This window comes from Mesorhizobium sp. LjRoot246 (assembly GCF_964254115.1).
Taxonomy (GTDB): domain Bacteria; phylum Pseudomonadota; class Alphaproteobacteria; order Rhizobiales; family Rhizobiaceae; genus Mesorhizobium.
This window is the reverse complement of record NZ_CAXUSN020000001.1, coordinates 587,396-612,837: the sequence shown is the minus strand read 5'-3', so window position 1 is coordinate 612,837 and position 25,442 is coordinate 587,396. Positions and strand designations below refer to the sequence as shown.

Genomic DNA, 25,442 nt, shown 5'->3' with positions numbered 1-25,442 from the left:
CGATGGAAAGGAAAATCCATGCGCAAAACGACAGTTCTTGCCGCTGCCGCCAGCCTGATGTTGGCGGGTGCCGCCAGTGCCCAGCAGCAACCCGCTCAACAGCCCGCTCCAGCGCCGCCCGCGCCCGCGCCCCAGGCTCAGCCGGCCGTGCCGACGATCCAGAGCGTCAACATCGTCGACATTACGGAGCTGCCAAAGGAAACCCAGACGCAGGTCAACCAGGTGATCGCCCAGCGCGGCGATGACGGCTTGAAGAAGCTGCGCAGCTCGATCGACGCCACGCCCAAGGTCAAGTCCGCGCTGGAGGCCAAGGGAATGACCTCGGCGCAGGTGGTCGCTGCCAGCATGGAACCCAATGGCGCACTGACCCTGATCACCAAAAAGGCGAGTTGACGATACAGCGCCGCGGGCCGGTATCCGGCCCGCAAGCCGCGTCGGGAAGGGAACCTTGGCAGGGCAGGAGTCGTTTCGCTTCCTGAGTGCTGAAACCGATCTCGAAAGTGAGCGATGGCCAACCCGACTATTTTGCCTGACGCCCGATGGCTGCATGCGATTGCGGCGGCAGCTTTTTTCGCCGCGATCGTTCCTCACGCCGCACTGAACGCGCAGGGCCTTGAAAGCAGCGAAACCGTCAATCGGATCGTCGGTTCGGAGGTCAAGCAGGAAGAGGCTAAGGCAACCGCCGAAGCCGGAAACGTCACCACGGCGATCGACCGCACGCGCCAAAACATCGGCACCGTCCGCAAGACGTCCAAACTCGACAAGGTCGATATCGTGTTCCTCACCGATGCGGCGCGCACGGAAGGCGGTCCGCCGCCGGCGATCGAGACCAAGGTCAAGCAGCATCAGGACGACATTGCCGAACTGCGCAAGGAGATCGAGGCCAACGCGCTGCTGTTCAATGCCATCCAGTCGCGGCGCGTGCTTGCGCAGGATGTTCTCGCCGTCGAATTCGACGATCCCGGAAGGATCGTCATCTACGCCGCGGCCAAGCCGCCGGGTTGAGCTGCTGGAAGATCTCACAGCTTGCCCATCACCTTCTGCTGGAATCCGTAGACCTCGCGCTTGCCGCCGAGCGGCACCAGCGTGACGTCGCGCTCCTGCCCCGGCTCGAAGCGCATGGCGGTGCCGGCGGCGATGTCGAGGCGCATGCCTCTGGCACGCTCGCGGTCGAACTTCAGCCCATCATTGGTCTCGAAGAAATGATAGTGGCTGCCGACCTGGATCGGCCGGTCGCCACTGTTGGCCACTTTCAGGGTGACGGTCGGCAGACCCTTGTTCAACTCGATGTCGCCGCTTGCCGTAATCACTTCACCAGGGATCATCGTCACCCTCACAGAACGCCGAAGACGAGACCGACACCAACCGCCGCACTTGCCGCACCCGCGGCGCGGGCCAGGCCGCGAAACCGGACGCCGAGACCGAGCCCGGCGGCGATGCCGGTGGCATGGAGAGCCGCGGTGGCGATGGCAAAGCCTGCCATGTATTCGAGTCCACCCGCATTCTCCGGCACCTCGGTGCCATGCGCGTGGCCGTGGAACAGTGCGAACAGGCCGATGATGGCGACGCCGGCCGAGACCGGCAGATCGATCGCCAGTGCCACCAGCAGCCCGAGAGCCACGACCGATGCCAGTATGCCCGGTTCGACGAAGGGCAGCGGCATATGCAGCATGCCGAGCACACCGCCGACCAGCATGACGCCGACAAAGGCCGCTGGCCAGGCAAGAAGCGCCTTGCCGCCCTTGAGCGCGGCCCACAGTCCGACGGCGATCATCACGCTCATGTGATCGAGGCCGGAAAGCGGGTGCATGAAACCGGCCGTGAAGGAGGAGGTCGTGCCGATGCCGACATGGGCATAGGCCGGCATGGCGGCGGCCAGCAGCAGGATCGCCGACAGGCATAGGCGTTTGGCAGGGATCATTCTATTTGCCTTTCGTTTGGCTCGGCTGGTGCTTACGCCGCCTTGCGGGGGCCGCAGCCTTCGGCCTTGAGAACGCGCTTGGTCGACGCGGGATATTTCTTCAGCATCGCTGCCGGGCGGATCGGCCGGGCCGAAAAATTGCCGCCGCAATTAGGGCAGGCACCGCCCAACACCTGTTCCACGCAGTCGGCGCAAAAGGTGCACTCGAAGGTGCAGATCAACGCATCCGCCGCTTCGGGGGGCAGGTCCTTGTCGCAGCATTCGCAGTTGGGGCGCAGCTCAAGCATCTTGTCCTCCTCACCGGATCGGTTCGTGCACGGTCACCAGCTTGGTGCCGTCGGGAAACGTCGCCTCGACCTGCACGTCATGGATCATCTCGGCGATGCCTTGCATCACCTGCGCGCGGGTAACGACATGGGCGCCGGCCTCCATCAGTTCGGCGACCGGGCGGCCGTCGCGGGCACCCTCGACGACGAAGTCGGTGATCAGCGCGATCGCTTCGGGATGATTGAGCTTGACGCCGCGTTCGAGCCGTTTGCGTGCCACGATCGCCGCCATGGCGATCAGCAGCTTGTCCTTTTCCCTCGGCGTCAAGTTCATGCGTTTTCCCAGGCTGGTAGAGACAGGCCTACAGTGACCATAATTTGGGCAACCCCGCCCTTCCATTGAGCAATTCGACGAGTGGAACCAGCCGCTGGCGCAGCTTGTAGCCATCCCCGGCGTAAAGCCTCGCAAGAAGCTTGCCAGATTTCTTCACGCTCCAGGCACTGGCGCTGCCGTGTTCGCCGACGATCTCCAGGACCGGATCGAGCAAGGCTTCGGCCCGCGGCGACACCAAAAGCAGCGTCGCCATGGCGATCGCGCCGCCAGCAACCGCCGGCCGGTCGAGCGTGGCGGCCACATCGGGTCCGATGCGGAAATCCTCGGCGTGAATGAGGGAGCCATCCTGGCGCACGCGCCAGCGGTCGTGGAAAAGCCCCTGCGTGGCGCGTTCGCCCATCGCCAGGCGGCCGAAGACGGCGGCTTCCAGCACCAGCGCCTCGGCGCCTGCGGCAAGCTCGACGTCGAGCGTTCGGGCAAAGGCCGCGCGGTCGAAGACGATGGTCTCCTGCGGTAGCCAGGCAATGCGGCCATTTTCACCGACCGACAAATTGACCCGCACCTCGGCACGGTCGGATGCCGCCCGGTAGATCTTCTCGCAGGCCTGGGTCGTGATCGACGCTGAGGCAGCCGCGCCGACATCCACATTCCAGGCGATACGGTCGCCGCCGGTCATCCCGCCGGCGGTGTTGATCAGCACCGCTTCGAGCGGATCGGCCCGGACAGCCGGCATCCTTATCTTGGCGGCGCCGTCCTGATAGAGGCGCCGCAGGCGCGTGCGGCCGTCGCTGAGAGCACAGGAAAGCCGCGCCACGCCCGCAACGCGCTGCGTTGAAATCCCGCCATGTTCGCCCCTATGTTCAACCGTATCCATGCCCGCACGTTAAGCACTCCGGCGGCTTTGTCGATATGGAGTTCGATATAGCTTGTTGCTTGACAACGTTTCGGTTTCTATAGAGGGAACCACCTTGGTACGGTCATGCTGCCTGGCGGGGGTATAAACGACGACGGCGGCTTGATACCGGGAGAAAAAAGGGGCGCTGCTCAGTTGGCGTCGGGAAACGCGACATAGTGGGGAAGGAACCGAATGGCCGACCAGCTGGCAACGGATATCATCGCGAAGATCAAGGCTCATGCCGAGCCGGGCGGCGAAGAAATCACCACCAACACTGAATTGACCTCGCTTGGTATCCATTCGCTCGAGCTGACGGAGATCATCTTCGATCTTGAGGAAGAGTACGGCATCGAGATCGAGATGAACACGGTCGATGCCTGGAGCAATCTGAAGAATGTCGGCGACATGGTCGAAGCAGTTCGCGCGCTGATCGCGAAAAAAGCCTGACCTGAATGCGGCAGCGCGTCGTCATCACCGGCATGGGCGGCATTTGCGGGCTCGGCACCAGCGCGCCCGCGATCTGGAACGAGATGCGCGCCGGCCGCTCGGCCATAGGCCAGATCACCAGTCCGCAGCTGCATGATTTGAAGGTCAAGGTCGGCTGCGAAATCAAATCGCTCCCCGATCACGGCATCGACCGCAAGCAGACCGTGTCGATGGACCGCTTCAGCCTGCTGGCAACGATCGCGGCCAGGGAAGCCATGCAGCAGTCCGGCCTGGTCTCGAATGAGGCCACCACCTATCGGATGGGCACCGTCGTCGGTGTCGGCGTCTGCGGCTGGGAGGCGATCGAGGAGAGCTATCGGGCTATCCTGATCGAGGGCAAGAATCGCGCCGGGATATTCACCGTACCGAAAGTGATGCCGAGTGCGGCCTCCGGGCATGTCAGCATGAGTCTCGGTCTGCGCGGGCCGGTCTTCGGCGTCACATCGGCGTGCTCATCGTCCAACCACGCCATCGCCTCGGCCGTCGACCAGATCAGGCTCGGCCGCGCCGACGTGATGGTCGCCGGCGGCACCGATGCGCCGCTGGTCTGGGGCATCCTGAAGGGCTGGGAAGCATTGCGGGTGCTGGCGCCCGACACTTGCCGGCCATTCTCCGCCGATCGCCAGGGCCTGTCGCTCGGCGAGGGCGCTGGCATGGCGGTGCTGGAAACCTACGAGCACGCCATGGCCCGCGGCGCCACCATCCTTGCCGAGATTGCCGGCGCCGGCCTCTCCGCCGACGCGTCCGACATCGTCGCGCCGACCATCGAAGGACCAACGGCCGCCATGCGCGCCTGTCTGGCCGACGCCGGGTTCAATCCCGAGGATGTCGACTATCTCAATGCCCACGGCACCGGCACCAAGGCTAACGACCAGATCGAGACGGCGGCGATCAAGCGCGTTTTCGGCGACCATGCCTACAAGCTTTCGGTGTCGTCGACCAAGTCGATGCATGCCCATTGCCTCGGCGCATCGGGCGCGCTGGAGATGATCGCCTGCGTGATGGCGATCCGCGAAGGCATCGTGCCGCCGACGGCCAATTTTCGCGAGGCCGATCCCGATTGCGACCTCGACATCACGCCGAATGTGGCGCGCGAGCGCAAGGTGCGCGCCGCAATCAGCAACGGCTTTGCTTTCGGCGGTACCAATGCGGTGCTGGCCTTCAAGGCTGTTTGATCCCAGCACGTGATCTGCACGCGCGGTCCGTCCCGTTGACTGTTCGTGCACGACGAAACCGTTGCCGCCATATTGATCGTGTCGTGTCGCGCGTTTAATTCTTGGCCGACCCGCCAAAACCGCGCCGCTCGGCGCGAATCCCCATTCAGGAGTTTCCATGGCCGACCTGTCCGCCTTTCCGATCGCAACGCGTTGGCCGGCCAAGCATCCGGACCAGATTCAGCTCTATTCGGCGACAACGCCGAACGGGGTGAAGATATCGATCGCCCTGGAAGAGCTCGGCCTGCCCTACGAGCCGCATTGGGTCAACATCGGCCAGAACGAAAGCTGGACACCGGAATTCCTGTCGCTCAATCCCAACGGCAAGATCCCGGCGATCATCGATCCGAACGGTCCGGACGGCAAGCCGATCGGCCTGTTCGAGTCCGGCGCCATCCTGCTCTACCTCGCCGAAAAGACCGGCCTGCTCATGCCCGTGGACGCAGCGCGCCGCTACGAGACCATCCAGTGGGTGTTCTTCCAGATGGCTTCGATCGGGCCGATGTTCGGCCAGGTAGGCTTCTTCCACAAATTCGCCGGCCGCGAGATCGCCGACAAGCGCCCGCTGGAGCGCTATCGCGACGAATCACGGCGGTTGCTCGGCGTGCTCGACGTCAGGCTGAAAGGCCGCAAGTGGATCATGGACAATGACTACACCATCGCCGATATCTCGCTGCTCGGCTGGGTGCGCAACCTGATCGGCTTCTACGAAGCGCGCGAACTCGTCGGCTTCGACGATTTCGCCAATGTCGCGGCATGGCTGGAGCGCGGCCTGGCGCGGCCGGCGGTGCAGAAAGGCCTGACTATCCCGGCCAAGCGATAGTCGAACCAGCCGACAAAAAATGGCTACTTCGCCTTCGCCTTAGCTTTCGAGCCGCCTTTGCCCATGACCGAAGCGGCGAGTGATGCAGCGCCTCTGGCCGCCACCATGACGGCGCCGGCAGCGACATTAGCCGTGGCCTTTACCGTGCGCATGGCACTGCCGCTCAGCGAATCGCCAGTATTTGCCGGTTTTCTAGGCTTTGCCGCTTTCGGCGCAGCCTTGGCTGCGGCCGGCACCACTTTCTTCGGCGCTGCCTTGCCGAAGGTCGGCTTGGCGTCCTTCGCACGGGCGGTGACCGCCGGGCCGGCGCCTGCCTTGGATTGGGTTGCCTTGCCCTTGGCGGGCGCGGGCTTTCTTGCCTTCTGTGCCATCGGACGGACTCCCTCTTTTGGCAGAATTGCCTTGTCGGCGATAACGGCCTGAAAGTCTTAAGGTTCCCCTTGCGCAATCCGTAGAATCAAGCGGAAAGGCCGATCACCAGATCGGCGGCCCGGCGCCGCGCCAGCACACGCTCGATGTTCGGCATGTCGTTGGACACGATCCAGGCGCGCGCATCCGCCTCGGAGCGGCCATGTCCGTGCCAGCGCTCCAGCAGGCGGCGCTCGAGTTCGTTGCGCGGCACGTCGACGAAGATCGAGAAATCGAACAGCGGCGCCAGCCGCGACCACGGCTCCTCGTCGAGCAGCAGGTAATTGCCCTCGACCAGGATGAATTTGGTCTCGGTGGCGACGATCGAGGCGGCGGCGCGCGAGAGTTCCATATCGCGGTCGAAGACCGGGATGGCGATGTCGGGCTCACCGGCCCGGATGCGCTTCAGCAGGGCCTCAAAACCGGCAAAGTCGAAGGTTTCCGGCGCGCCCTTGCGCGCGCGCAGGCCGCGCTGCTCGAGCACGGCATCGTCATAGTGGAAGCCGTCCATCGGCACGACTTCCGAAGCACCTTCGGGCAGCAGCTCATTCAGCCTTGCCGACAGCGTCGACTTACCCGCGCCCGGAGGGCCAGCAATGGCCACGATGAAGCGGTTTGCCTTGCCGGCGCGTTTGAAGATGGTGGCGGCGAGATGGGCGATTTCGGACATTGGAGCCTCTCTGGCAGGAGCTTCAAATCCACCATGTTCCGCATGATGATTTCGGCCACATCTTGGCGGCAGTTCGTGGAAATTTCAAACCCTGCAGTGCGCAATCCCGCCTCAGGCGGCCACCGACTGGCCAATGCGCAGGAAATCGCTGTCGAAGGGGATTTCCCGCGTCGCGCCGCCGGCTGCCAGCCGCATGCGGCCATCCGCTGTCGTGAGTTCCTGCGGTGGCTCGCCGCCGGATAGGGGCACGGCGCCGATGACATGACGAAAGGAAACGCTTTGGCCTTCGCCCAGCGCAAAGGCGGTCGCGACCCCTTCATGCTTCAGCCAGTTGTCGCCGATCGAGGCGGTATGGCCGACGGCAGCGCGGCCGTCCTCGATGCCCAGCACGCCCAGGTGGCGGCCGCTCCATGGCGCATAGTCGCGCCCGCCATTGCTGAACCACAGCATGGTAACAGGCAGCTCGGCCGGGTTCTTCAGCACCAGCACCAAATCCTCTTCGGCCCGCCGCGCAAGCGCGGTCCAGCCCGGTCCGCCATGATCGGCCTCGACCAGCGTGAGGAAATCCTCACGGCGGTCTTCCATGCGGTATTCAGTGAGATCAAGCGTGCCGCCGCCGGTGGCGGGGAAATGGCTGAGATCGGCGGACCGCGCCGGATAGGCCAGCATGAAGCGCCCGCGTGCGGGATCCGGCTCCAGCGGATCGTCCAACGTCGCGGCGAAACGTTTGGGCGAAAAGGCCAGCCTGCCGCCGCCCGTCATCGCCGTCATCGGGTGATGCGCGACCGAGATCGCGCCATGGCCGCCGGAAAACACATGCTCCTGGTAGAGGAAGGGATGGCCGTCGCGCAGCGTCAGGATCTTGTCGACGCTCGCGCCCATCACTTTGTGCCGCAAGCGGAAGACCGCGCGCCAGCCGTCGTCTGTCGCGGCACTCTCGACGGCGTCCCAGGCGCTGTTGGCCGGCCAGCCATGCAGTGGCGCCTCCTCGACATCGCTGCGCGAAAACGGCGCGCAGAGAAAATCGCCGGACAGTCGGACCGTGCCTTCCGGCAAATTGTCCGGCAGCGTTTCACGCGTATCGACCCAGGGCGCGCGGTGCAGCGGCTTCAACTGCCGCCCGCCGCCCTCGACGACCATGTCGGCGATGTGGCCGACCGTGAGGTCGAGCGAAACCGAAATGCCTTTGGCCTTGATCGTGGGGATGGTCATTGCGCTCTCACCGATTCTGCAGGCGCAAACAGAACCCGTTCGGCGGCGGTTACGCAAGCACCGCGATCGGCAATTTGCATCGCGCACCTTCATCCTCCCCTTGTGGGGAGGGTCGGCGAGCGATCGAAGCGAAGCGGAGATCGTTCGACGGGGTAGGGGTCTAGCGCCGGCGCTACCCCCACCCCGATCCGCTACGCGGATCGACCGTTCCCACAAGGGGGAGGGTGAGCTACTGCCGCTTGTATTCCCGCACCGGCGACTTGGTGTCGTCGGTGTAGGTGACCTGCACCGACATCGACTTCACGCTGTCGGCGATCTTGAAATAGCCCTTGGCGTCGTAGGGGATGGCGTAGGGGTCCTTCTTGTCGCAAGGCGGTATCTCCAGCAACTTGTCGAGTGCTGCACCGTTCAGGCTGTAATGCGCCTCCTTGATGGCGCAGCGGTAAGACAGCATCTGGGTGAAATAGACCAGGCCGTGATTGCCGCCGGCGTCGAAGGCGATCCACGAGGTCCAGAACTGGTCGAGGATCTGCTTGTCGCCCTGCTGCAGCGCTGTATCCGGGTCGAAGTGGATGTCGAATGGGCCGGTCTCGCGGCCCCTGATGTCGAGATATTTGATGGCGATGGTCCCGGCCACGGTACTGTCGGGCATCTCGAAGCTCGGATTGGCCATCGGCTTGCCGGTGGTCTGGTCGTTCATCGCCAGAAAACCGGTGTCGGTGAACGGACCGCTGTCGCCCATGCGCCAGGAGATGGCGGTCGCCGGCTCCGGCAGCGAGATGGTCATCGACCAGCCCTGGTTCGAGCGCATCGGCGTCAGCGAAGGCACGAAGCGGGCGGGGTCGAGCACGTCGCCAAGCGCTGCCAGCCGGCTGCGGCTGCGGTCCAGCCAGTCGGCCAACTGCGTCTGGTCGACGAAATATGTGAGCAGCCCGCCGTCCTTTTCGTAGGCCATGAACCTGGTCAGCGCCGTGGCCTCGTTGCGCTTGTCGGCCAGCGTCTGGGCGCCGAGCCGGTCCTCCGAAAACTCCTGCGCCAGCAGGAAATAGGCCGGGGCGAAATCTGGATTGGCGGCGATGAAGGCGTTGAGCTTGTCGACGCGCTGGGCGTCGTCGAACTGCTGGATATGCACCAGCTTGATCGACAGCGCCTTGCCCTTGTCGGAAAGCGCGCCGAACACCTCGCGCGCGCCGGCCTTGCCGTCCTGCACCCGAAGCAGCGTGGCAAAGCGCGTGTAGGGGTCGATGGCGTCGACATCGAAGCCGGCAAAGGCAAGGTAGGAGCGCCGCGCATTGAGCATGTCGCCGGACAGCTCGTAGACGCGGGCATTGTGGTAGAACTCGTCCGGCCGCTTCGGCTCGGCAATCGCCCCGCCCTGCGCGGCCAAGGCGGCAAACCCCTTGGCGATGGTGTCGATCGAGGCGGCGATCTGTTGCGTCGTCGCTTGCAGCTTCTCGGTCTGGGTCTGCTGCTGCGCCTGGCCGGCGGCCAGCGTCTCGGCCTGCTTCTTCACCTCTTCGGTGGTCTTTTGCACCTGCGCCGTCTGCTGCGTTTGCTGCTGCTGGGCCGAGGCGATCTCGTCGGTCTTCTTCGCCACCGTGTCGGTCGTCTGCTTGACCTGTTCGACCGTCTTCTGCGTTTGGGTAACGGTCTGCTCGATCTTCGCCACTTTTTCGGAAACGATGCCCATCGACTGCTGCAGCCCGGCAATGGCCGGCACCAGGCTGGCGATCACCCCGTTCTGTGCGTTGGTCTGCTGTTGCAGGCCGTAGACGCCGCCGGCGACGGCGGCCGCACTGGTGGCGAAGATCAAGGCCGGCAGCGCCTTGGCCGCCAGCACCAGCCGCAGCACGATGGCAATGGCGATGATGACCGCAGCCACCGAGGCGACCAGCGCGATATAGGCGGCGAACGGCGCCAGCGGATTGAGGATGTCGGAAGCCGCACCCCCGATAAAGGCGACGCCGCCGGCCCATTTTCCGGTGCGGCTGAGCGATGCCCTGATAAGCGAGGGCGCAGCGCCCCCGGCCCCAATATTCGTCATGCCAAGCCCCCAAGCCCTGAGATACCACGCCCTTCCCACGGGAAACGCGGCCTTGGCAAGGAAAGACACGGGAAACGGGCGATTTCGGGGCGGATGGCAAGCTTTCCTCGCCTTGGAAAGCTTGGGTTCCTCGCCCCCACGAATGTGGGGGAGAGGTGGCTCGGCGAAGCCGAGACGGAGCGGGGGAATGGCGCCGGCCGTGCTAGATAAGGTTTCGAGACATTTCGTTTGGAGATGGCGCCCTACGAAATCCCCTCTCCGTCCGCTGCGCGGCCACCTCTCCCCACTTCGTGGGGCGAGGAACCAGATCGATGCCCTCGACAATCCTGGGACTGTCAGCCATTAACCAAATGGACGGCGCTGGTGCGTTACGTTAGCTTCGCCTCATCTCAGCAACAGCTTGACCCGAACAGACTTGCCCTTGTCCAACCTGCGTCCCCTTCCGCTCATCCAGAGAGTTTTTGCTGCTCTCGCTTTGCTGGCGCTTGCCGGCTGCGCGACCACGCCGCCCGACAGCGTGCTGGCCGTGCCGGCGCCGGCGCAGAAATATGCGGCAATCGTCGTCGACGCCGGGACCGGCAAGCAGCTGTTCGAGGTAAGCTCGACGGCGCAGCGCTACCCGGCCTCGCTGACCAAGATGATGACGCTGTATCTTTTGTTCGAGGCGCTGGAGGCCGGCCGCGTCAGCAAGCAGACGCTGATCCCGGTTTCGGACCATGCCGCCTCGCAGCCGCCGACCAAGATGCGCTTTAGGCGCGGCGAGGGCATCGACGTCGATTCGGCCATCCGCGCCATCGTCGTCAAATCGGCCAACGATGTGGCGGTGGCCGTGGCCGAGTATCTCGGCGGCTCGGAGGATCAGTTCGCCGCCATGATGACATCCAAGGCGCGCCAGCTCGGCATGACCAGCACCACCTTCCGCAACGCGTCCGGCCTGCCCGACGGCGACCAGCACACGACGGCGCGCGACATGGCGGTGCTCGGCATGGCGCTGCATCAGCGCTTTCCGCAGCAGTTCCACTATTTCTCCGAAAGCGATTTCATGTTCCGCGGCAGGCTGGTGCGCGGCCACAACGACATGCTCGGCCGCGTGCGCGGCGTCGACGGCATCAAGACCGGCTACATCAGGGCGTCAGGCTTCAACATCGTCACCTCCTACAATGCCGACGGCCGCAATCTGATCGTCGTGGTGATGGGCGCCGACAGCGCCCGCCAGCGCAACGACCACGTCGAAGCGCTGATCCAGCGCAGCCTGTCGCCCACGGTGGACGGCGCCAAGACCAGACTGATGTTCGCCGAGCAGCAGTAGCCCGCGGCGCGATTTGCGCCTTGGTGGTGATGAATAGGAATTTTTTCTTGATCCGTGACGGCAGCTATGCTACTGTTTTGGATATGGTGCTGAGTCGCGCCAATTGATCCACTGGAAACGTGACCCGCCGCAAGGCGGGTTTTTTGTTGCCCGTCGCCCTGCCGCGACTTCAAAGTTCCGCTGCGGTGCAGAACCTTTGCAGACGCTGGCAGGACAGAGGGGGCGCGCTGTCCCGCTAGCTTCGGGGAAGTTCTTCCCGCTCCGCCCGTGGATGACGAAGTTGGGGGCGCTTCGGCCAATCTCGAACGTCACCGCCCTGAGCCCCCGCAAGCCGCCGCCAACGCACCAACCCACATCGCCTCGATCAAAAACACTTGTACTGCCGCGAAATCCGTCGCGATGCTGGCGATGTTGCGGCATACGTCGCCCAGCACCACCAGGAGCCCGCACTATGAGCACCGCCCCAAAAACGCCGCCCGAGCAGGCGGAAGACAACCAGCACGACAGCGGCGGCGAGTATTTCGAGGCGCCGATCGTCGGTGAGCTGGAGGCCGATCCGGTGTCGGACGAGCACTTCGACACGCCCGAAGTGCCGGACTCCGAACCCGCAGGCCCAGGCGCCCACCGTGGCAAGCCGAAGAAAAAACCGTCGGCGATCTCGGGCCGCAAATTCCGCAAGCGCGATCTGGTGCGCATCGACACGCTGCGCCCGAGCCTCGCCGACCGCATCCGGTCGGACCATCCCGACCTGCCGGCCGGCGCCCGCATCAGCCGCGCCGAGCTCGGCCGCTACCGCATGCGCTACATGGAGGAGCTGCTGCAGCAGGAGCACGGCGAATTCTCCGAGCTCGATCGTCAGGTGGTCGAGTCGATCGCCAGGCAAGACACGATTTCCGAAAACTCGGAGGAGGAGTTCGAGGAGCACCGGACCTTTGCCGACCGCGTCTCCGACAACATGGCGGCCTTCGGCGGCAGCTGGTGGTTCCTGATCTCGTTCGGCAGCGTGCTGCTGGTGTGGATCGGCATCAACCTGATTGCAGGCATGAGCACCGCCTTCGATCCCTACCCCTTCATCCTGCTCAACCTGCTGCTCTCCTGCATCGCCGCCATCCAGGCGCCGATCATCATGATGAGCCAGCGGCGGCAGGAGTCCAAGGACCGCCTGCGCTCCTTCAACGACTACCGCGTCAACCTCAAGGCCGAGCTCGAAGTGCGCCATCTGCACGAAAAACTCGACTACCTCATCTCGCGCCAATGGACGCGCCTGGCCGAAATGCAACAGATGCAGCTGGATGCGATGCACGAGCTGGCGGGTGCGAAGAAGCCGAAGCGGGCCGTGCGCGGAAGGCGGGTGGTGAAGAGCGAGGCGGGGGAGTGAGGGGGTTCCTCGCCCCCACAAAGTGGGGGTCCGAAGGACGGGCGAGACCCGTGGCTCGCCCCGGCAAGGTGGCTCGGCGAAGCCGAGACGGAGAGGGAGAGCGCCATATCCAACTAGCGGGCACCCGTGAGAGGACCAACCCACCCGCACTGCGGGGCGCACCAATCTCCAATTGCCCGTTGAAGCCCGCGCCTGCTTCCGCTAAGAAGCCGTGACTTGCCGGTTCACCGGCTGGTTCGTTTTCCGGATTCCGGAAAGCACCCGTAGCTCAGCTGGATAGAGCGCTGCCCTCCGAAGGCAGAGGTCACAGGTTCGAATCCTGTCGGGTGCGCCATTCTACCTAACTGAAATCACTGATCTTTCTGCCATTCTGCGCCGACTCGCACCGGCTAAGTTTTCGGAATTCAGCCGGTTTTTCAGCCGGTTTTGGAGGGTTGGCGGCATTCGGCGTCGAAATCGCGCTTCTGCGGGAATGGGGTTATGCACAAACTGCGGACCGCCCGTCGGAAAGGAAGTGTGTGTGCCAGCAAAGCTAGGCCGGGCTAGGTTTTGACGCCCGTCGCGCCAGTAGGCCTTGCACACCTCCTGATCTGCGAAAAGTGTATCAGCATCCATTTCACATCGCGGACATTGGACGTTCTTGCGATTGAGGTTGTGGGCGCGCCACCTAGCCGGTGGGTGGTCCCAGAGGGTCCCCCTGACCACAGTGCTTTGATGCACAATCATCCCACTTGGCCTTGTTCAATCACGCTGGATCACGCCACTACCCATTGAATCATCCGTTTCGCTTCGTCGATTGGTTGGGATGGGCCGGAAGTCGTTGTCATGCACGCCCTTGTGCCTCTCGAAGGATCAGGCGCGCCGCCTTTTCGGCGATCATCAGAGTTGGTGCATTGGTGTTTCCGCTGGTGATGCTTGGCATGATGCCGGCGTCAACGACACGCAGACCCTGCATGCCCCTGACGCGCAGCCGCGTCGCTTGGGATCGGCACCGACTCGGGAGCATGGCCCTAGAACCGCTTGCCAAGCTTGCTGCGCGCGCTCGATGCCATGCGTGTCCTCTATGCCGGCTCCACGCCGCACTTGGCAGCACGGGTCTCCGCCCCCGCAGCATGTCGAAAAATATTCTGCTTCTGGCACTTGATCTGTGATGGATCCGTGACCGAAACAGGCCCGGTCATCCCTTATGCTCCTGCATTGCCCGGTTCCGTTCTTCCGCCGGGCATTGTCGGAAGAAGAGAAGGCAGACCTTGCCGTCCCAGCCCAAATGTTGTCAGGCTGCGGGAAGATTCCATGACGCGACCGTGGAGCCTAGAAGACAATGGACGATGCGAGATTCACAGTTTCGACGGCAAGCGCGGCAGCGTCCGAGACCCGGAAACCAGATGGTGTGATGGTGGGAAGGGGAGTCACGCGGGCGGCCCGATCATTCATGCTTGTGCTCCTGCTCAGAGGATGCGCGGGCTACGGCCCGCTCGTTCTCGTGCGGACATCAGCCAGCCGACCACAATCTCGTTCTGCCGCTGCTGCGGTTCAGTACAGAGACCGCTGGTTCTGGATCGACGATACCGACTTCGAGTCGAAGGATGCCTTCAGGACGCTGCTGCTCCTCATGCAACTCGGGGAAGGCGGAGCGGACCGCACGAAGGCACCGGTGCTCACGATTGCGGCTTCTGTTCAATAGAACCCCACATCGTCATGCAGCGCCCAAGACTCATCGTCGGCATCAGCGGCGCAACCGGAATCGTCTATGGCGTCAGGTTGCTGCAGGCGGCGCGTGTCCTTGAGATCGAGACCCATCTGGTGGTCACAAAGGCAGGCGAACGCACCCTCGCCTACGAGACCGATCTGACCATCCAAGAGCTCCGAAGCATGGCGGACCACGTCTATCCCGACGCTGATATCGGGGCAGCCATCGCGTCCGGAAGCTTTCCCACCATCGGGATGGTGGTGGCGCCCTGCTCGGTGCATAGCCTGGCGGAAATCGCCCATTCGACCACCGATGGCCTGCTGACCAGGGCCGCGGATGTCTGTCTCAAGGAGCGCCGCCGCCTCGTGTTGCTGTTCCGCGAAACGCCGCTGCATGCGGGTCACATTCGCGCCATGGCGGCAGCAACGGAAAATGGCGCGATCGTCTTCCCGCCCGTGCCGGCCTTCTACACGCGCCCGAACACCGTGGCCGACATCGTGGAGCATACGGTCGGGCGAGTGCTCGATCTGTTCGGGCTCGATGCAGGCTTGGTCCAACGATGGACCGGGCAGCAAACCAGACAACGCTGACGATCCGAATCCGTCCGGCCGCCAAGCCCATCCTGGTGTCTCGCCGATTGAACAGGAAAGGTGCAGTCACGATGCCATTCCAAGATTTCCGAGAATTTCTCGAGGCCTTGCGAAGCGCCGGTGAGCTTCTCGAACTGGATCGCGCCGTCTCGCCGGACCTGGAGGTTGCGAAGGCGATGCGCAAGAGTGCGTCAGTGTCCGGTCCGGCACTCATATTCGGGAATAACGGGACCGCATTCCCGTTGGTGGGCGGTGTCTACAACACCCGCTCTAAAGCGCTGATCGCACTGCAAACGACTGAGAAGGATGTCTTTGACAGGATCCTGAGCGGAATTTCGGCCCGAGTTCCGCCGATTGTCGTGGCGGATGCAGCAGTCCACGAAAATGTCATCACCGGTGACGCAGTCGATATTTCCAGTATCCCCGTGGCGAGATACAGCCCTGATGATGGCGGACCTTACATCACGGCCGGGATCGTCGTGAGCAAGGATCCTGAAACGGGCATTCCTGACATCGGGCACTATCGCTTTGAGGTCATCGACAAGCAGACCATGAGCTTTCTGGCGCTGCCGAACCATCGCTTTGGCCGGCATCTCGCGAAGGCGCGCCGTCTGGGACACACGATTTTTCACGCAGCTCTGGTGATCGGCGTGGATCCGGTCATGGCCTATACCTGCCCGATCCAGGTGCCCGACGGAACCAACGACTTTGACGTTGTGGGGGGCATGCGAGGCGCCGCTCTGGAGCTCGTCCGTTGCCAGACCATCGACGTCGAGGTGCCGGCGCGGGCCGAGATGGTGTTCGAGCTCGAGATAGACTTTACCAAGGAAGTCTTCGAAGGGCCGCTCGGAGAGTTCACCGGATATTACACGCCAGGCTCAAACAAGCCGATCGCGCGCATCAAGGCGATCACGCATCGCAACAATGCCTATTTCCAAGCCCTCCTCACCGGGGTGCCGCCGACCGAAAACCATATCCTGAAGCAGTTGCCCTACGAGGCATCATACTTCGCCATGCTGAAAGCCCAGCATCCAACAGTCACCAGCGTCGCAATTCCACCGTCAGGCGGGACCGCATTCTATGTCGTCATAGCGATGAAGCAACGCTATGCGGGAGAAGCGCGCCACGTCATCCTGACGACAATTGCGAGCAGTCAGCGTCCCAAGATCGTTGTCGTGGTCGATCCCGATATCGATGTTCACAACCCGGACCAGGTTGAATGGGCGATTGCATTCCGCAGCCAACCGGCCCGCGACGTCATCATCGTTGATGGTCTGCCAGGAGGCACCCTGGATCCATCCATCGACGAGTCTCTTCCGCTCAACAAGCGAGTCGGATCCGCCATGGGCATCGATGCGACATTTCCGTTCGGAGCGGACGAACAGAAGGCCGCCGACGTCCCTGCCGGCGAGGCATGCGGCCCGGCAGTGGCCGAGCACGGCCACGAGTTCTTCAAGGTCGCGGATATACCCGGCTGGCAGGACTACGACTTTCCCGAGTTGCAGAAGCGATAGAGAACTGGCGCCCGAGAGAGGCTTCGCGTCCAGACATTACCCGGCGGATGGTAACCCGATATTGGTCGCGTGCTGAGCGTCTCCACCACATCGTCGACTGCGCTCCAGCAGCGACGGCATCCGATAGAACCCCTCAGCAGATCTCAATGAGCCGCGACTGCGGCACGGGATGCCTTGCCCATGCTCTTCCGCCGCAACAACGCGAACGGCAGGTAGCCCAGGGACATGGCAACCACCGGCGAGGCGAGCACCGCACAGTAGAACGCGACGGGCGCCGGCCAGAACAGGCAATAGATGGCCGACAGAGCAAGACATGCAACCGGCGTGGCGGCGGTCGCCGATTGGAGGATCTCCCAATCCGTCGCCGCTTGGTGATTGCCGGCCGCACGGGATCGAAGACGCAGCGCCACGCAGGCGAGGAGCAGCACCACCGTGGCAGCGGTCACTGCGGCGAGTGGCAGGTCGATTTGACCGACGAGTTCGGCACCGACAAGAATGACGGCGATGAGCCCGATCGCGCCTGCCACCCATGCGCCGCGGGCCATCGCCGGATGATCGACGATCGATGACCCTGGTTCGACGCTGCGATCACCAAAGCGAACCACCACCGCGGCACCGAACACCGCCAGCGGCCCGGCCACGCCGGCGCCGATCATGAAATCGGAGTCGAAGCTCTCGCCGGACGCCACCAGCAAGAGAGTGATGACGATGATTCTGATGATTGGAGCGGTCAGCAGCATCGCGAACATATAGGTCATGAACGCCTGGTGAAGCTTGATCTGCCGCTCCTTGATCGCCAGGAACGCCAGCACGGCTGCTGCGAGCACGCAAATTGCGAAGATCAGGAGGATGTTGAAGAAGGGCGGCCCGCTGGTCGTCGCCGCGGAGCCTGTCCGGAACAGAAATGCGAGTGCGGTGATCATGGAAACCGCGACAATGGTGAGCATCAGCCGCCCGGAAAAACGGTGCACGGCCGGCCAGTTCCTGCGTACACGCGCCGAGAATTGCAACACTCCAAGCAAGAGCGCCAACCCGGCTGTGGCCGTGTGTACCAGCATGATCCAGCGGCTGTTGATGTAGGTCGGCAGTTGGTGGTGCACCAGCGATCCCACCTGCGAGTCAGGGTTCAGGCTGATCACCGCGGAGATGGAGTGCAGATACAACTCCGGCGCCCATGAGGCGAAGTATTGCACCATGTATTCGATCGCCATCGGGGCGTAGATAAGGCATACCACGCCGATCGTCGCCCACGCTGCAACACCAACAGTTTTCGTAGATGTCTTCATGGGACCTGATCCGTTTACTCGGTCGAAATTGACAATGTGCATGTCTGCTTGCGGACTGCGCCCGCCGTTCCCTCGCGCCCCGGCCATTGCCGATGCCCTTGCCTCAGAAGTGATAGGCGAACCGGGCGCTGGCCGACTGGCTGAGGAAGGAGTCGCCGACATCGGCGGTGTATTCCCCCTTCAGCTCGAACCCGCCGGCCCGGAACAACTGCACCCCGACATCGATCCGGCCCAGCACCTCCGGCGAGTCGATCTGGTCGCTGAAGGTGCCGTTCGCCGAGGACACGCCGACGAAGCTGGAATGGATCGTCCGCGTGTTGTCCGGCTGGTAGCTCACGCCGAACGCCGCATAGGCCCGCAGCGTGGTCTCCGGGTCCACGTCCAGCCGGCCGCCGAACTCCACCATCGGCGACAGCGCCACGCTCGTCTTGCTGCTGTCGTGGACATCCAGCGCATAGAGATCGTCCCCTTTCTCCTGGAAGCCGGGCAGCTCGCTGTAGACCACGTCGAGATCACCATACGGCCGGATGTACCAGTCGTCGAAGGCGAACTCATAGGCGGCGCGCAGCCGGCCACCGGCCAGGAAGATGCTCGGGTCGCTCTTCAACGTCTCGTCGGCGATGCCGGGGATGTCGACCCGCCGGTAGGATTCGAACGAGCCGCCGGCGAAGGCCATCGACCCGGCGAACTGCCACGGCCCCATGACGCGCTTCACCGTGACCGAGCCGTCATAGGTGTCGCCGTTGCCGGACGAGCCCCCATCGATGGTCGTCCAGCTCTGGCCGAAGCCGAAGGAGGCGCCGAGATACCAGTCGGGGGCGATCTCATGCTGGGCGCCGATCCGATAGGTCGTGCCCGAGACGTGGTAGCCTTGGGTGCTGTTGCCGGTGGAGGACTGGTCGGTCCAGCGCCCGGTGACCTTGGACCAGACGCAGTTGTCCTCGCCCAGCAGCACGTTCTGGTCGACGAAGATCGGGCAGCTCATCGCAGCGCCCAGGATGGTGCTGACCGAATTGGCCAGCGCGATGGACTGGGCGTGGGCCGCCTTGCTCGACCAGGCGTCGAGCGCCGCCTTGTAGTCGCTTCGGTCGGCGATCTGCGACAGCTCGGCGAAGCGGGTGGCGAAGGCCTTGTCCCCGTTGTCCCAGGCCCGGCCATAATAGCCGGCCAGCGAGGACTGGCTGTCGGTCAGGGCCACGCCGTTGGGCTTGAAGTCTGAGCGCGGCGAGAGAGAGAGGGTGTTGCCCGACTGCGCGACATCCCAGTGGAAGAGCTGCACATCCGCCGCCTCGACCGTGGAGACGAGATGCCCCGCCGTCACCACCGGCACCGAACCGGGCAGCAGCGTGATTGCCGTCGGCACGATCCTGCCGTCGAGCGTCGCCGTGCCGTCTACCTGGAGATGGCCGGCGGTCTTGTTCAGCGAGTCGACGGTCACGCCCAGCCGGCCCTCGCCGGTCTGGGTGAAATCGCCGGTGATGGTGGTGGTCTGCGGCGCGTGCGTCCCGGGCCGCCCGACATTGACCGTGCCGCTGTTCACGACATCTGCCGCAACCGTGGCGCCAGCATTCAAGGTGCCATGATTGGTCAGCAGGCCGTTGTTCAAAAGGGCCGAGCCGCCGGTGACGCCGTTCAAAAGGACCGAGCCGGTGATGATGCCGTCATTGGTGAGGTTGGCGAACCCGCCGCCCGAGGCCAGGATCGCAGTGCCGGCGGTGTCCGAGAGCGTCGTGACCAAGCCGCCGGCGTTCACGGTGACCTGATTGCCATTTCCTCCATTTGCGCCGGACGGGCTATCGACCACGATACCGGCGCTGCCTGTACTGGTGGAGGTGGCGCCCGAGCCGCTGCCTCCGACCACGCCGCCGGAGACCGTGACGGCGACCTGCCCGTTCGAAGATGTGCTGGGGCCCGTGCTTTGCGCAAAGATGCCGATGCCGTTTTGACCGGTGGCGAAGACCGAGCCCGTCGACGTGACGGTGACGGCACCGCCCGAGCCCGAAGAACCTGACAGGCCGGACGTGCCGGCTTGAATCGAGCCACCGTTCATGACGAGGCCGCCACCGCCGCCGACGCTCTGCGCGAGAATGCCGACTGCGCCTGCACCGGAGACAAGGATCTGGCCGCCTGCCTGGACATTGACAGTTCCGCCGTTGCCGTTGGTTTGGTACGAGGTCAGGCCGCCCATCGACGTGGTCAGTCCCGGCGTATCTCCCGCTGCGTTCACGAGGCGGAGGACGCCGCCGCCGCCGCCGATCGATTGCGCCACGACGCCATGCGACGCGACGCCCGTCGTCTGGATGTTGCTGCCGCCGGGCAGCGTGACATTGACGGTACCGGCGTTGCCGCTGCTGCTGGTATTACCGCCGAGCGCGAGCGTGACGGGCGTGCCGGTCGTCGAGCCGACCGGCTGACTGGTCACAACGCCGCCGCCGCCGCTGATCGACTGCGCGAGGATGCCGAAGGCATCATTGCCCGTCGTCAAAATGCTGAGAAGGGGCGTATCCACGCCCTGTTGAGGCGCAAAGGTCACCGTGCCGCCGTAGCCGGAGGACGCCGAACCGCCACCGGCCGCGAGCGCCAGCGCTCCGGGTTGCAGCCATTTATCCGCGCTCGAAAAAAAGAGGCTGCTGCCGGCGCCGGCGATTCCACCGCCGCCGGCGATCGATTGCAGCTCCACGCCGTCCGCCGCTGCGCCTGTGGTCACAATCGTGCTGTCCACATATGCGAGGGTAACTGGACCACCTGAACCGCCCTGCCCACCCTTACCGCCAAAGGCCAAACCCACCGAAAGAGTGCCCGCCGCCGCGTCCGAGCCGTCGGCGCCAATACCGCCGCCGCCGCCGATGCTTTGCCCGATCAGGCCGGTCGCACCGAATCCAGCCGTGCCGATCGAGCTGCCTTCGCCGAGATTGATCGACACCTGGTCGCCGGCTCCGCCGCTGCCGCCATTGCCGCCGATCGCCACGTCGGCGTTGACCGTAATCGCCGGGATCCCGCCCGTACCCGTGGCGGCGGCCGAACCGCCCTTGCCGCCGCCGCCGCCGATCGACTGCGCCACGACGCCATTGGCCCAGTCGCCTGCGGTCGTGATGGCAGCATTGAGATTTGCGGTGACGGTGCTGCCGTTGCCGCCGGTTCCGCCCACGCCGCCGATCGTTTGCGTGTAGGTCGCCTGGATAGGCGTGTCCCCGCTTTTGGCGGCCGCAAGGTTGCTGCCCGCTTGTCGTGCATTCCCCACGGTGTCGACCGGACTGTCCGCCGAGGCGTCGGCGCCGGCGGAGCCGGCAAGACCGCCGCCGCCGCCGATCGATTGCGCCAGCACGCCGGTCGCGTCGCCGCCATGGGTGGTGATCGGCGCATCGAGCCCCACAAAAACGGGGGAGCTGTTGCCGCCAGTGCCGCCTTGCACACCCAGGTTGAGCGTGGCGCCTACTATGAAGGCCTTGTCAAGCTGGAGCGGAGCTGCAAAGGCGAACGAATCCCCCTGGGACGCGCCGCCGCCGCCGCCAATCGATTGCGCCAATATGCCGACCCCGCCCGAGCCATAGGTCGTGATCCCGTTGCCGGGATAGAGCTCCACATTCACCGGGCCGCCGGTGCCACCGGGGCCGCCTTTGCCGCCCAGGGCCACATTGACCGTTATGTCGTTGCCGGCGCCGAAAGCCTGTGTATTGCCACTGCCATATCCTGCATTGCCGCCACCGCCGCCGATCGATTGTGCCGTGACGCCATTGGCGAAGTCGCCATAGGTGACGATGGCGGTCGGCGCGCTGCCGCTCGGGTCCGCCGAAAATGTCCCGTCGCTCAATACCGTTCCGCCGAGCGCCGCATTGACGATGCCGCCATTGCCGCCACCGCCGGCTGTGCCGCCGAGTGAGTACGTCACGGCGATATTAATTGAGGTCGTACCCTCTGGAATGGGTGCGGCGGTTCCTATTACGGTCGCCATCGAGGAAGAGTCGCCGCCGGCGCCGCCGCCGCCGCCGATGCTCTGCAGGAGAACGCCGGTCGAGCCCTGGCCGCTGGTTTTGATCATGCCGCCGTTCGACAGTTGAAACTGCGCCGTTCCGCCATTTCCGCCGGCGCCGCCGGCGCCGCCGACCGCCGCGCCGATCGCCACTCCAATCTCCGTCGTGCCGCCATCCGGATCCGGCAAGGGAACAGCGAGCGCGACAGCTTGCGCGGTCGCCGACCCGCCGAGGCCACCGCCGCCGCCGATGCTTTGGACCACGACGCCGTAGGAGTCGACCGGCAAAGGGGTGGTGTTGCAGGGCGGCGACATGCAGAGATTGCCGTTGAGCAGTTGCGGACTCTGGCCCGTTGCGATGGTTTCTTGCTGCACGCCGGCGAAGACGGAGCCGCCGTCGCCGCCGCCGCCTGCATTGCCGCCAGCACCCACGGCGACCGCGACGCCCACTCCGACCGCGGAGGCGAAAGCATTGCCGCCCGTGCCGCCACCGCCGCCGATTGATTGCGCCACAAGGCCGGGCGACTTCGTCCCGACGGTGGTGATATTCGTTTGACTGGTGGTGAGGTTGACGGTTCCGCCGCCGCCGCCGCCGCCGCCGTTTCCGCCGATGGCAATCGACCCAAAGGGCGTAAAGCTGCTTGCATTTCCGGCATTGCCGCCGCCGCCGCCGATCGATTGCAGAAGAACGGCGGGCGAGTAATCGCCTCTCGTGGTGATTTGCACGCTGCCACCTCCGCAAACGCCGCCAGAGCAAAACTCGGCGTTTGCGCCATCCCCGCCGCCACCGCTGCTGCCGCCGACCGTGACCACGCCACCGCTGGCGCCGCCGCCGTCGCCGCCGCCGCCGCCGATCGACTGGACCAGGACGCCAGCCGCTGAGAGGCCGGAGGTGGTTATGCTGCCGCCATAGTAGTTGACGCCAGCGAGGTCGCCATCGGCAGCGAAAGCGCCGCTGCCGCCGACCGCGCCATAGCCAGATGCCCAACCGCCGGCTCCGCCGCCGCCGCCGATCGATTGTGCGACGATACCTTGTGCATTTGATCCGCTCGTCGCGATCGTGCCGAAGTTGGTGACAAGAACGGTCCCGGCCGTGCCGCTCGAACCGCCAGTGCCGCCGTTGTTGTTGAAAAAGCCGCCCGCGTTCCCCCCCGAAGCGCCAGCCCCCGCCAGCGATTGCGCGAGGATGCCGCGGGAATTGTTACCGGAGGTGAGGATCACGCCGTCATTTGTGACCGTGACATTGCCCGCATTGCCGCCGCCGCCGCCGTTGCCGCCCTGGCCTTGATGGCCCGATTCGTCCCCCCCCACGCCGCCGCCGCCGCTGAGGGCCTGCGCCATGACGCCCGAGGAATCGGTGCCGAACGTGATGATGCTCGAGGCGCGGTCGAGCGAGACGGCGACGTTGCCGGTGTTGCCGCCGGCGCCGCCGGCGCCGCCAGTGCTCGTACCCGCGCCGCCCTCAGCGATGCCGCCGCCGCCGCCGACCCCGCCCTGCGACTGGGCGATAATGCCCTGCGAGGCAGAGCCTTGTGTGGTGATGCTGGCCGATTGGAGCGTGACGGTGACGTCGTCGCCGGACCCGCCATTGCCGCCATTGCCGCCATAGCCGTGGCTGAGGCTGGGATCGAAATCACCGCCGTAGCCGCCGTAGCCACCCTGGCTCACGACATAGAGTCCCGGCGAAGTGCCACCATTCGTCGTCAAATCAACAAAATAGCCGTTGGTTCCCGTCAGGGTGATTGAGGTAGCCCCCGCCACATTGCCGCCGCCGCCGCCGAAAGTATCGGTGTTGTGGCCGTCATTGTTCTTGTTTGGATTGACCAGGCCGCCGACGCCGCCGAGAGCGAAGGCCGCAATCGCCGGTGAATTGCTCTCATTCGTCGATATCGTTACATTCTGCGTCTGAGCCGCGACATTGACGCTCGGGCCAGCAGCCGTGCCGCCCGCGCCGCCACTGCTGTAGGCAGAACCAGAGTTGCTGCCGTCGTTCTCTGTGGCGCCGAGGCCGCCATTGCCGCCTTGGCTCAAGGCAAGCAGCCCCGCTAGGCCGGGGCCGCTTGCAGTGACATCGGCGTCGGTGACGGTGATTGTCGGGGCGTACTTGGTGTTGCCGCCGCTGCCGGCATTGGAGTCCTCTTCCTCGCCATTGCCGCCATTGCCGCCGATCGCCTCCGCAGCGGCGCCCGCGCCCATGATGGTCGCGAGAAGACCCGAGCCGATGCCGGCTTGCGGCGGGGTGCCGGTTGCGGTCACCGCGACAGTGCCGCCGCTGGTCAGGGTGACGGAGGCGCTGTCGACGCCGCCGCCGCTGCCGGCGATGGAATAGTTGCCCTTTGCGCCGGTGCCGTTGCCGCCCTGCGACAGTGCCTGAATGCCATAGACGCCGCTGCTGCTGCCTGCGGGATCGGCAGACCAACCGAAGTTGACGGTGACGGGCGCCGAATTGGTGACTGTCGCGAACCCGCTGCCGCCGCCAGTGGCGGCGTTATCGCCGCGGCCGGCATTGCCGCCGATCGACAGCGCCGCGATGCCGGCAAAGCCATTCTGGCCGCCGCCACCCTGCGTCCCAACCGCAACATTGATGGTGCCGGTATTGGTAACCGTCAAGCCGGCGGAAGAGCCGCCATTCCCGCCTACGGTTGAGTCGTAGCTGTTGAAACACTCGCTGTTGCAGCCGCCATGCCCCCCCGCGGCAAGGGCATAGAGGGCGGCGCCGTTCATGACATCCGCATACGGCAAGGAGATCGTGATCGTACCATTGTTGTTGACGTTCAGCGGTGCCGTCGCGAAGCCGGCATTGCCGGGGTTGCTGCCGCTATAGCCATCGCCCCCCACCACACTGGAATAAAGACCCGTGACAGTCGTGTTCGCAGGCCAGGGAGAGCCTGCAGTTTGCAGGATGAGCGACCCGTTGTTGACAACCTGCAATCCGGCCGCAACGGTGCCCGCCGGTGCTGACTGCGTCCCCGCCGGGGCGTTATTTTTGAAAATTGCCGAAGAATTGTAGAGGAAAATCGAACCGGTCGGATCGACGGTCGCCGTCGTCCCCGCATTCACATCCACCTCGTAGTAGGAGCCGTTGGTGCCCTCTTGAAGAAGCGGGGTCGAGTAGCTCCCAGTGGGAAACGTGCAGGTGCCGCCGGAAAAAGTGCAGCCTTGCGTTTGCGCCATGGCCTCGGTCGGCATGGCGAGCCAGATCGCCGGAGCAAGAAGCCCGGCGCAGGCGCCCGGCAGAAGGACGTTCTTCCAGTCTGGCATCGGCGTTCTTCCTTCCAGCCGCCTATCGACGATTTCCGCCACTGCCTGCAGAAGGAAATCCCTGCACGTGGCCGTCTCCGAAGGTTTGAAATCTGACGGCACGATAGGGCGACAGCACCTGCAAACCCGTCACGGATGCATCACAGATTACCGGAACGAGAAAATTTTCTG

At 64.6% G+C, this 25,442-nt stretch carries 20 protein-coding genes, 1 tRNA gene and 1 pseudogene; 10 read left to right on the top strand and 12 right to left on the bottom strand.

The annotated features are described in order from the left end of the window. The first annotated feature begins 18 nt into the window (after window positions 1–18). A complete protein-coding gene (locus ACSQ3L_RS02770; protein ID WP_436158537.1) occupies window positions 19–393 on the top strand; it encodes a hypothetical protein in 375 nt (124 codons plus the stop codon). A 114-nt stretch (window positions 394–507) separates the two neighbouring features. Next, window positions 508–1,005, top strand: coding sequence for a hypothetical protein (locus ACSQ3L_RS02765; protein WP_436158536.1), 498 nt, complete (start codon window positions 508–510; stop codon window positions 1,003–1,005). Window positions 1,006–1,019: 14 nt separating this feature from the next. Here ACSQ3L_RS02765 and ACSQ3L_RS02760 read toward each other — a convergent pair whose 3' ends face one another. From ACSQ3L_RS02760 to ACSQ3L_RS02740, 5 genes are read right to left on the bottom strand one after another with little or no spacing between them, the layout of a single operon-like run. Then, complete coding sequence (locus ACSQ3L_RS02760) at window positions 1,020–1,325, bottom strand: urease subunit beta (protein WP_436158535.1); 306 nt, start codon at window positions 1,323–1,325, stop codon at window positions 1,020–1,022. 8 nt (window positions 1,326–1,333) lie between these two features. Continuing rightward, complete coding sequence (locus tag ACSQ3L_RS02755; protein WP_436158534.1) at window positions 1,334–1,921, bottom strand: HupE/UreJ family protein; 588 nt, start codon at window positions 1,919–1,921, stop codon at window positions 1,334–1,336. Between the two features lie 32 nt (window positions 1,922–1,953). Then, window positions 1,954–2,208: a DUF1272 domain-containing protein gene (locus tag ACSQ3L_RS02750; RefSeq protein WP_436158533.1), complete on the bottom strand. Its 255-nt coding sequence runs from the start codon at window positions 2,206–2,208 to the stop codon at window positions 1,954–1,956. Window positions 2,209–2,218: 10 nt separating this feature from the next. Next, window positions 2,219–2,521 carry an urease subunit gamma gene (locus ACSQ3L_RS02745; protein WP_095203050.1) on the bottom strand — a complete coding sequence of 101 codons (303 nt, stop codon included), beginning with the start codon at window positions 2,519–2,521 and terminating at the stop codon, window positions 2,219–2,221. A 28-nt stretch (window positions 2,522–2,549) separates the two neighbouring features. Continuing rightward, window positions 2,550–3,395, bottom strand: coding sequence for an urease accessory protein UreD (locus ACSQ3L_RS02740; RefSeq protein WP_436158532.1), 846 nt, complete (start codon window positions 3,393–3,395; stop codon window positions 2,550–2,552). Between the two features lie 213 nt (window positions 3,396–3,608). Between ACSQ3L_RS02740 and ACSQ3L_RS02735 the strand changes: the two genes are divergently transcribed. From ACSQ3L_RS02735 to ACSQ3L_RS02725, 3 genes are all read left to right on the top strand, one after another. Next, window positions 3,609–3,863, top strand: coding sequence for an acyl carrier protein (locus ACSQ3L_RS02735; protein WP_023760236.1), 255 nt, complete (start codon window positions 3,609–3,611; stop codon window positions 3,861–3,863). Between the two features lie 5 nt (window positions 3,864–3,868). Further along, on the top strand, window positions 3,869–5,077 hold the full coding sequence (locus ACSQ3L_RS02730; protein ID WP_436158531.1) for a beta-ketoacyl-[acyl-carrier-protein] synthase family protein: 1,209 nt from the start codon (window positions 3,869–3,871) through the stop codon (window positions 5,075–5,077). A 157-nt stretch (window positions 5,078–5,234) separates the two neighbouring features. Beyond that, on the top strand, window positions 5,235–5,939 hold the full coding sequence (locus ACSQ3L_RS02725) for a glutathione S-transferase family protein (RefSeq protein WP_436158530.1): 705 nt from the start codon (window positions 5,235–5,237) through the stop codon (window positions 5,937–5,939). Window positions 5,940–5,962: 23 nt separating this feature from the next. On the opposite strand, the gene ACSQ3L_RS02720 is transcribed toward ACSQ3L_RS02725, so the two are convergent. The 4 genes from ACSQ3L_RS02720 to ACSQ3L_RS02705 form a co-directional block, all read right to left on the bottom strand. Beyond that, complete coding sequence (locus ACSQ3L_RS02720; RefSeq protein ID WP_436158529.1) at window positions 5,963–6,310, bottom strand: hypothetical protein; 348 nt, start codon at window positions 6,308–6,310, stop codon at window positions 5,963–5,965. An 86-nt stretch (window positions 6,311–6,396) separates the two neighbouring features. After that, window positions 6,397–7,017 carry a nucleoside triphosphate hydrolase gene (locus ACSQ3L_RS02715; protein WP_436158528.1) on the bottom strand — a complete coding sequence of 207 codons (621 nt, stop codon included), beginning with the start codon at window positions 7,015–7,017 and terminating at the stop codon, window positions 6,397–6,399. A 111-nt stretch (window positions 7,018–7,128) separates the two neighbouring features. After that, window positions 7,129–8,229, bottom strand: a complete 1,101-nt coding sequence (locus tag ACSQ3L_RS02710) for a hypothetical protein (RefSeq protein ID WP_436158527.1) — start codon at window positions 8,227–8,229, stop codon at window positions 7,129–7,131. Window positions 8,230–8,458: 229 nt separating this feature from the next. Beyond that, entirely contained in the window at window positions 8,459–10,273 is a 1,815-nt protein-coding gene (locus tag ACSQ3L_RS02705) for a methyl-accepting chemotaxis protein (RefSeq protein ID WP_436158526.1), read from the bottom strand. A gap of 421 nt (window positions 10,274–10,694) precedes the next feature. On the opposite strand from ACSQ3L_RS02705, the gene ACSQ3L_RS02700 reads away from it, so the two are divergent. From ACSQ3L_RS02700 to ACSQ3L_RS02690, 3 genes are all read left to right on the top strand, one after another. Next, the gene (locus ACSQ3L_RS02700; RefSeq protein WP_436158525.1) at window positions 10,695–11,582 is read left to right on the top strand and encodes a D-alanyl-D-alanine carboxypeptidase family protein; all 888 of its coding nucleotides are present in this window, start codon (window positions 10,695–10,697) and stop codon (window positions 11,580–11,582) included. A 451-nt stretch (window positions 11,583–12,033) separates the two neighbouring features. Continuing rightward, the gene (locus ACSQ3L_RS02695; RefSeq protein WP_436158524.1) at window positions 12,034–12,960 is read left to right on the top strand and encodes a DUF1003 domain-containing protein; all 927 of its coding nucleotides are present in this window, start codon (window positions 12,034–12,036) and stop codon (window positions 12,958–12,960) included. Window positions 12,961–13,217: 257 nt separating this feature from the next. Further along, window positions 13,218–13,294: transfer RNA gene (locus ACSQ3L_RS02690), tRNA-Arg, on the top strand. A gap of 489 nt (window positions 13,295–13,783) precedes the next feature. On the opposite strand, the pseudogene ACSQ3L_RS02685 reads toward ACSQ3L_RS02690, so the two are convergent. Beyond that, window positions 13,784–13,936, bottom strand: a pseudogene (locus tag ACSQ3L_RS02685) (GMC oxidoreductase); the annotation flags it as partial. A gap of 722 nt (window positions 13,937–14,658) precedes the next feature. Here ACSQ3L_RS02685 and ACSQ3L_RS02680 point away from each other — a divergent pair. Both ACSQ3L_RS02680 and ACSQ3L_RS02675 read left to right on the top strand, forming a co-directional pair. Next, the gene (locus ACSQ3L_RS02680; RefSeq protein WP_436158523.1) at window positions 14,659–15,240 is read left to right on the top strand and encodes a UbiX family flavin prenyltransferase; all 582 of its coding nucleotides are present in this window, start codon (window positions 14,659–14,661) and stop codon (window positions 15,238–15,240) included. Further along, a complete protein-coding gene (locus tag ACSQ3L_RS02675; protein WP_436158522.1) occupies window positions 15,210–16,754 on the top strand; it encodes a UbiD family decarboxylase in 1,545 nt (514 codons plus the stop codon). Before ACSQ3L_RS02680 ends, ACSQ3L_RS02675 begins: the two co-directional genes overlap by 31 nt. 143 nt (window positions 16,755–16,897) lie before the next feature. On the opposite strand, the gene ACSQ3L_RS02670 is transcribed toward ACSQ3L_RS02675, so the two are convergent. Further along, window positions 16,898–18,040, bottom strand: a complete 1,143-nt coding sequence (locus ACSQ3L_RS02670; RefSeq protein ID WP_436158521.1) for a DUF2306 domain-containing protein — start codon at window positions 18,038–18,040, stop codon at window positions 16,898–16,900. A gap of 103 nt (window positions 18,041–18,143) precedes the next feature. Continuing rightward, complete coding sequence (locus tag ACSQ3L_RS02665) at window positions 18,144–25,199, bottom strand: hypothetical protein (protein WP_436158520.1); 7,056 nt, start codon at window positions 25,197–25,199, stop codon at window positions 18,144–18,146. Between the last annotated feature and the right edge of the window lie 243 nt (window positions 25,200–25,442).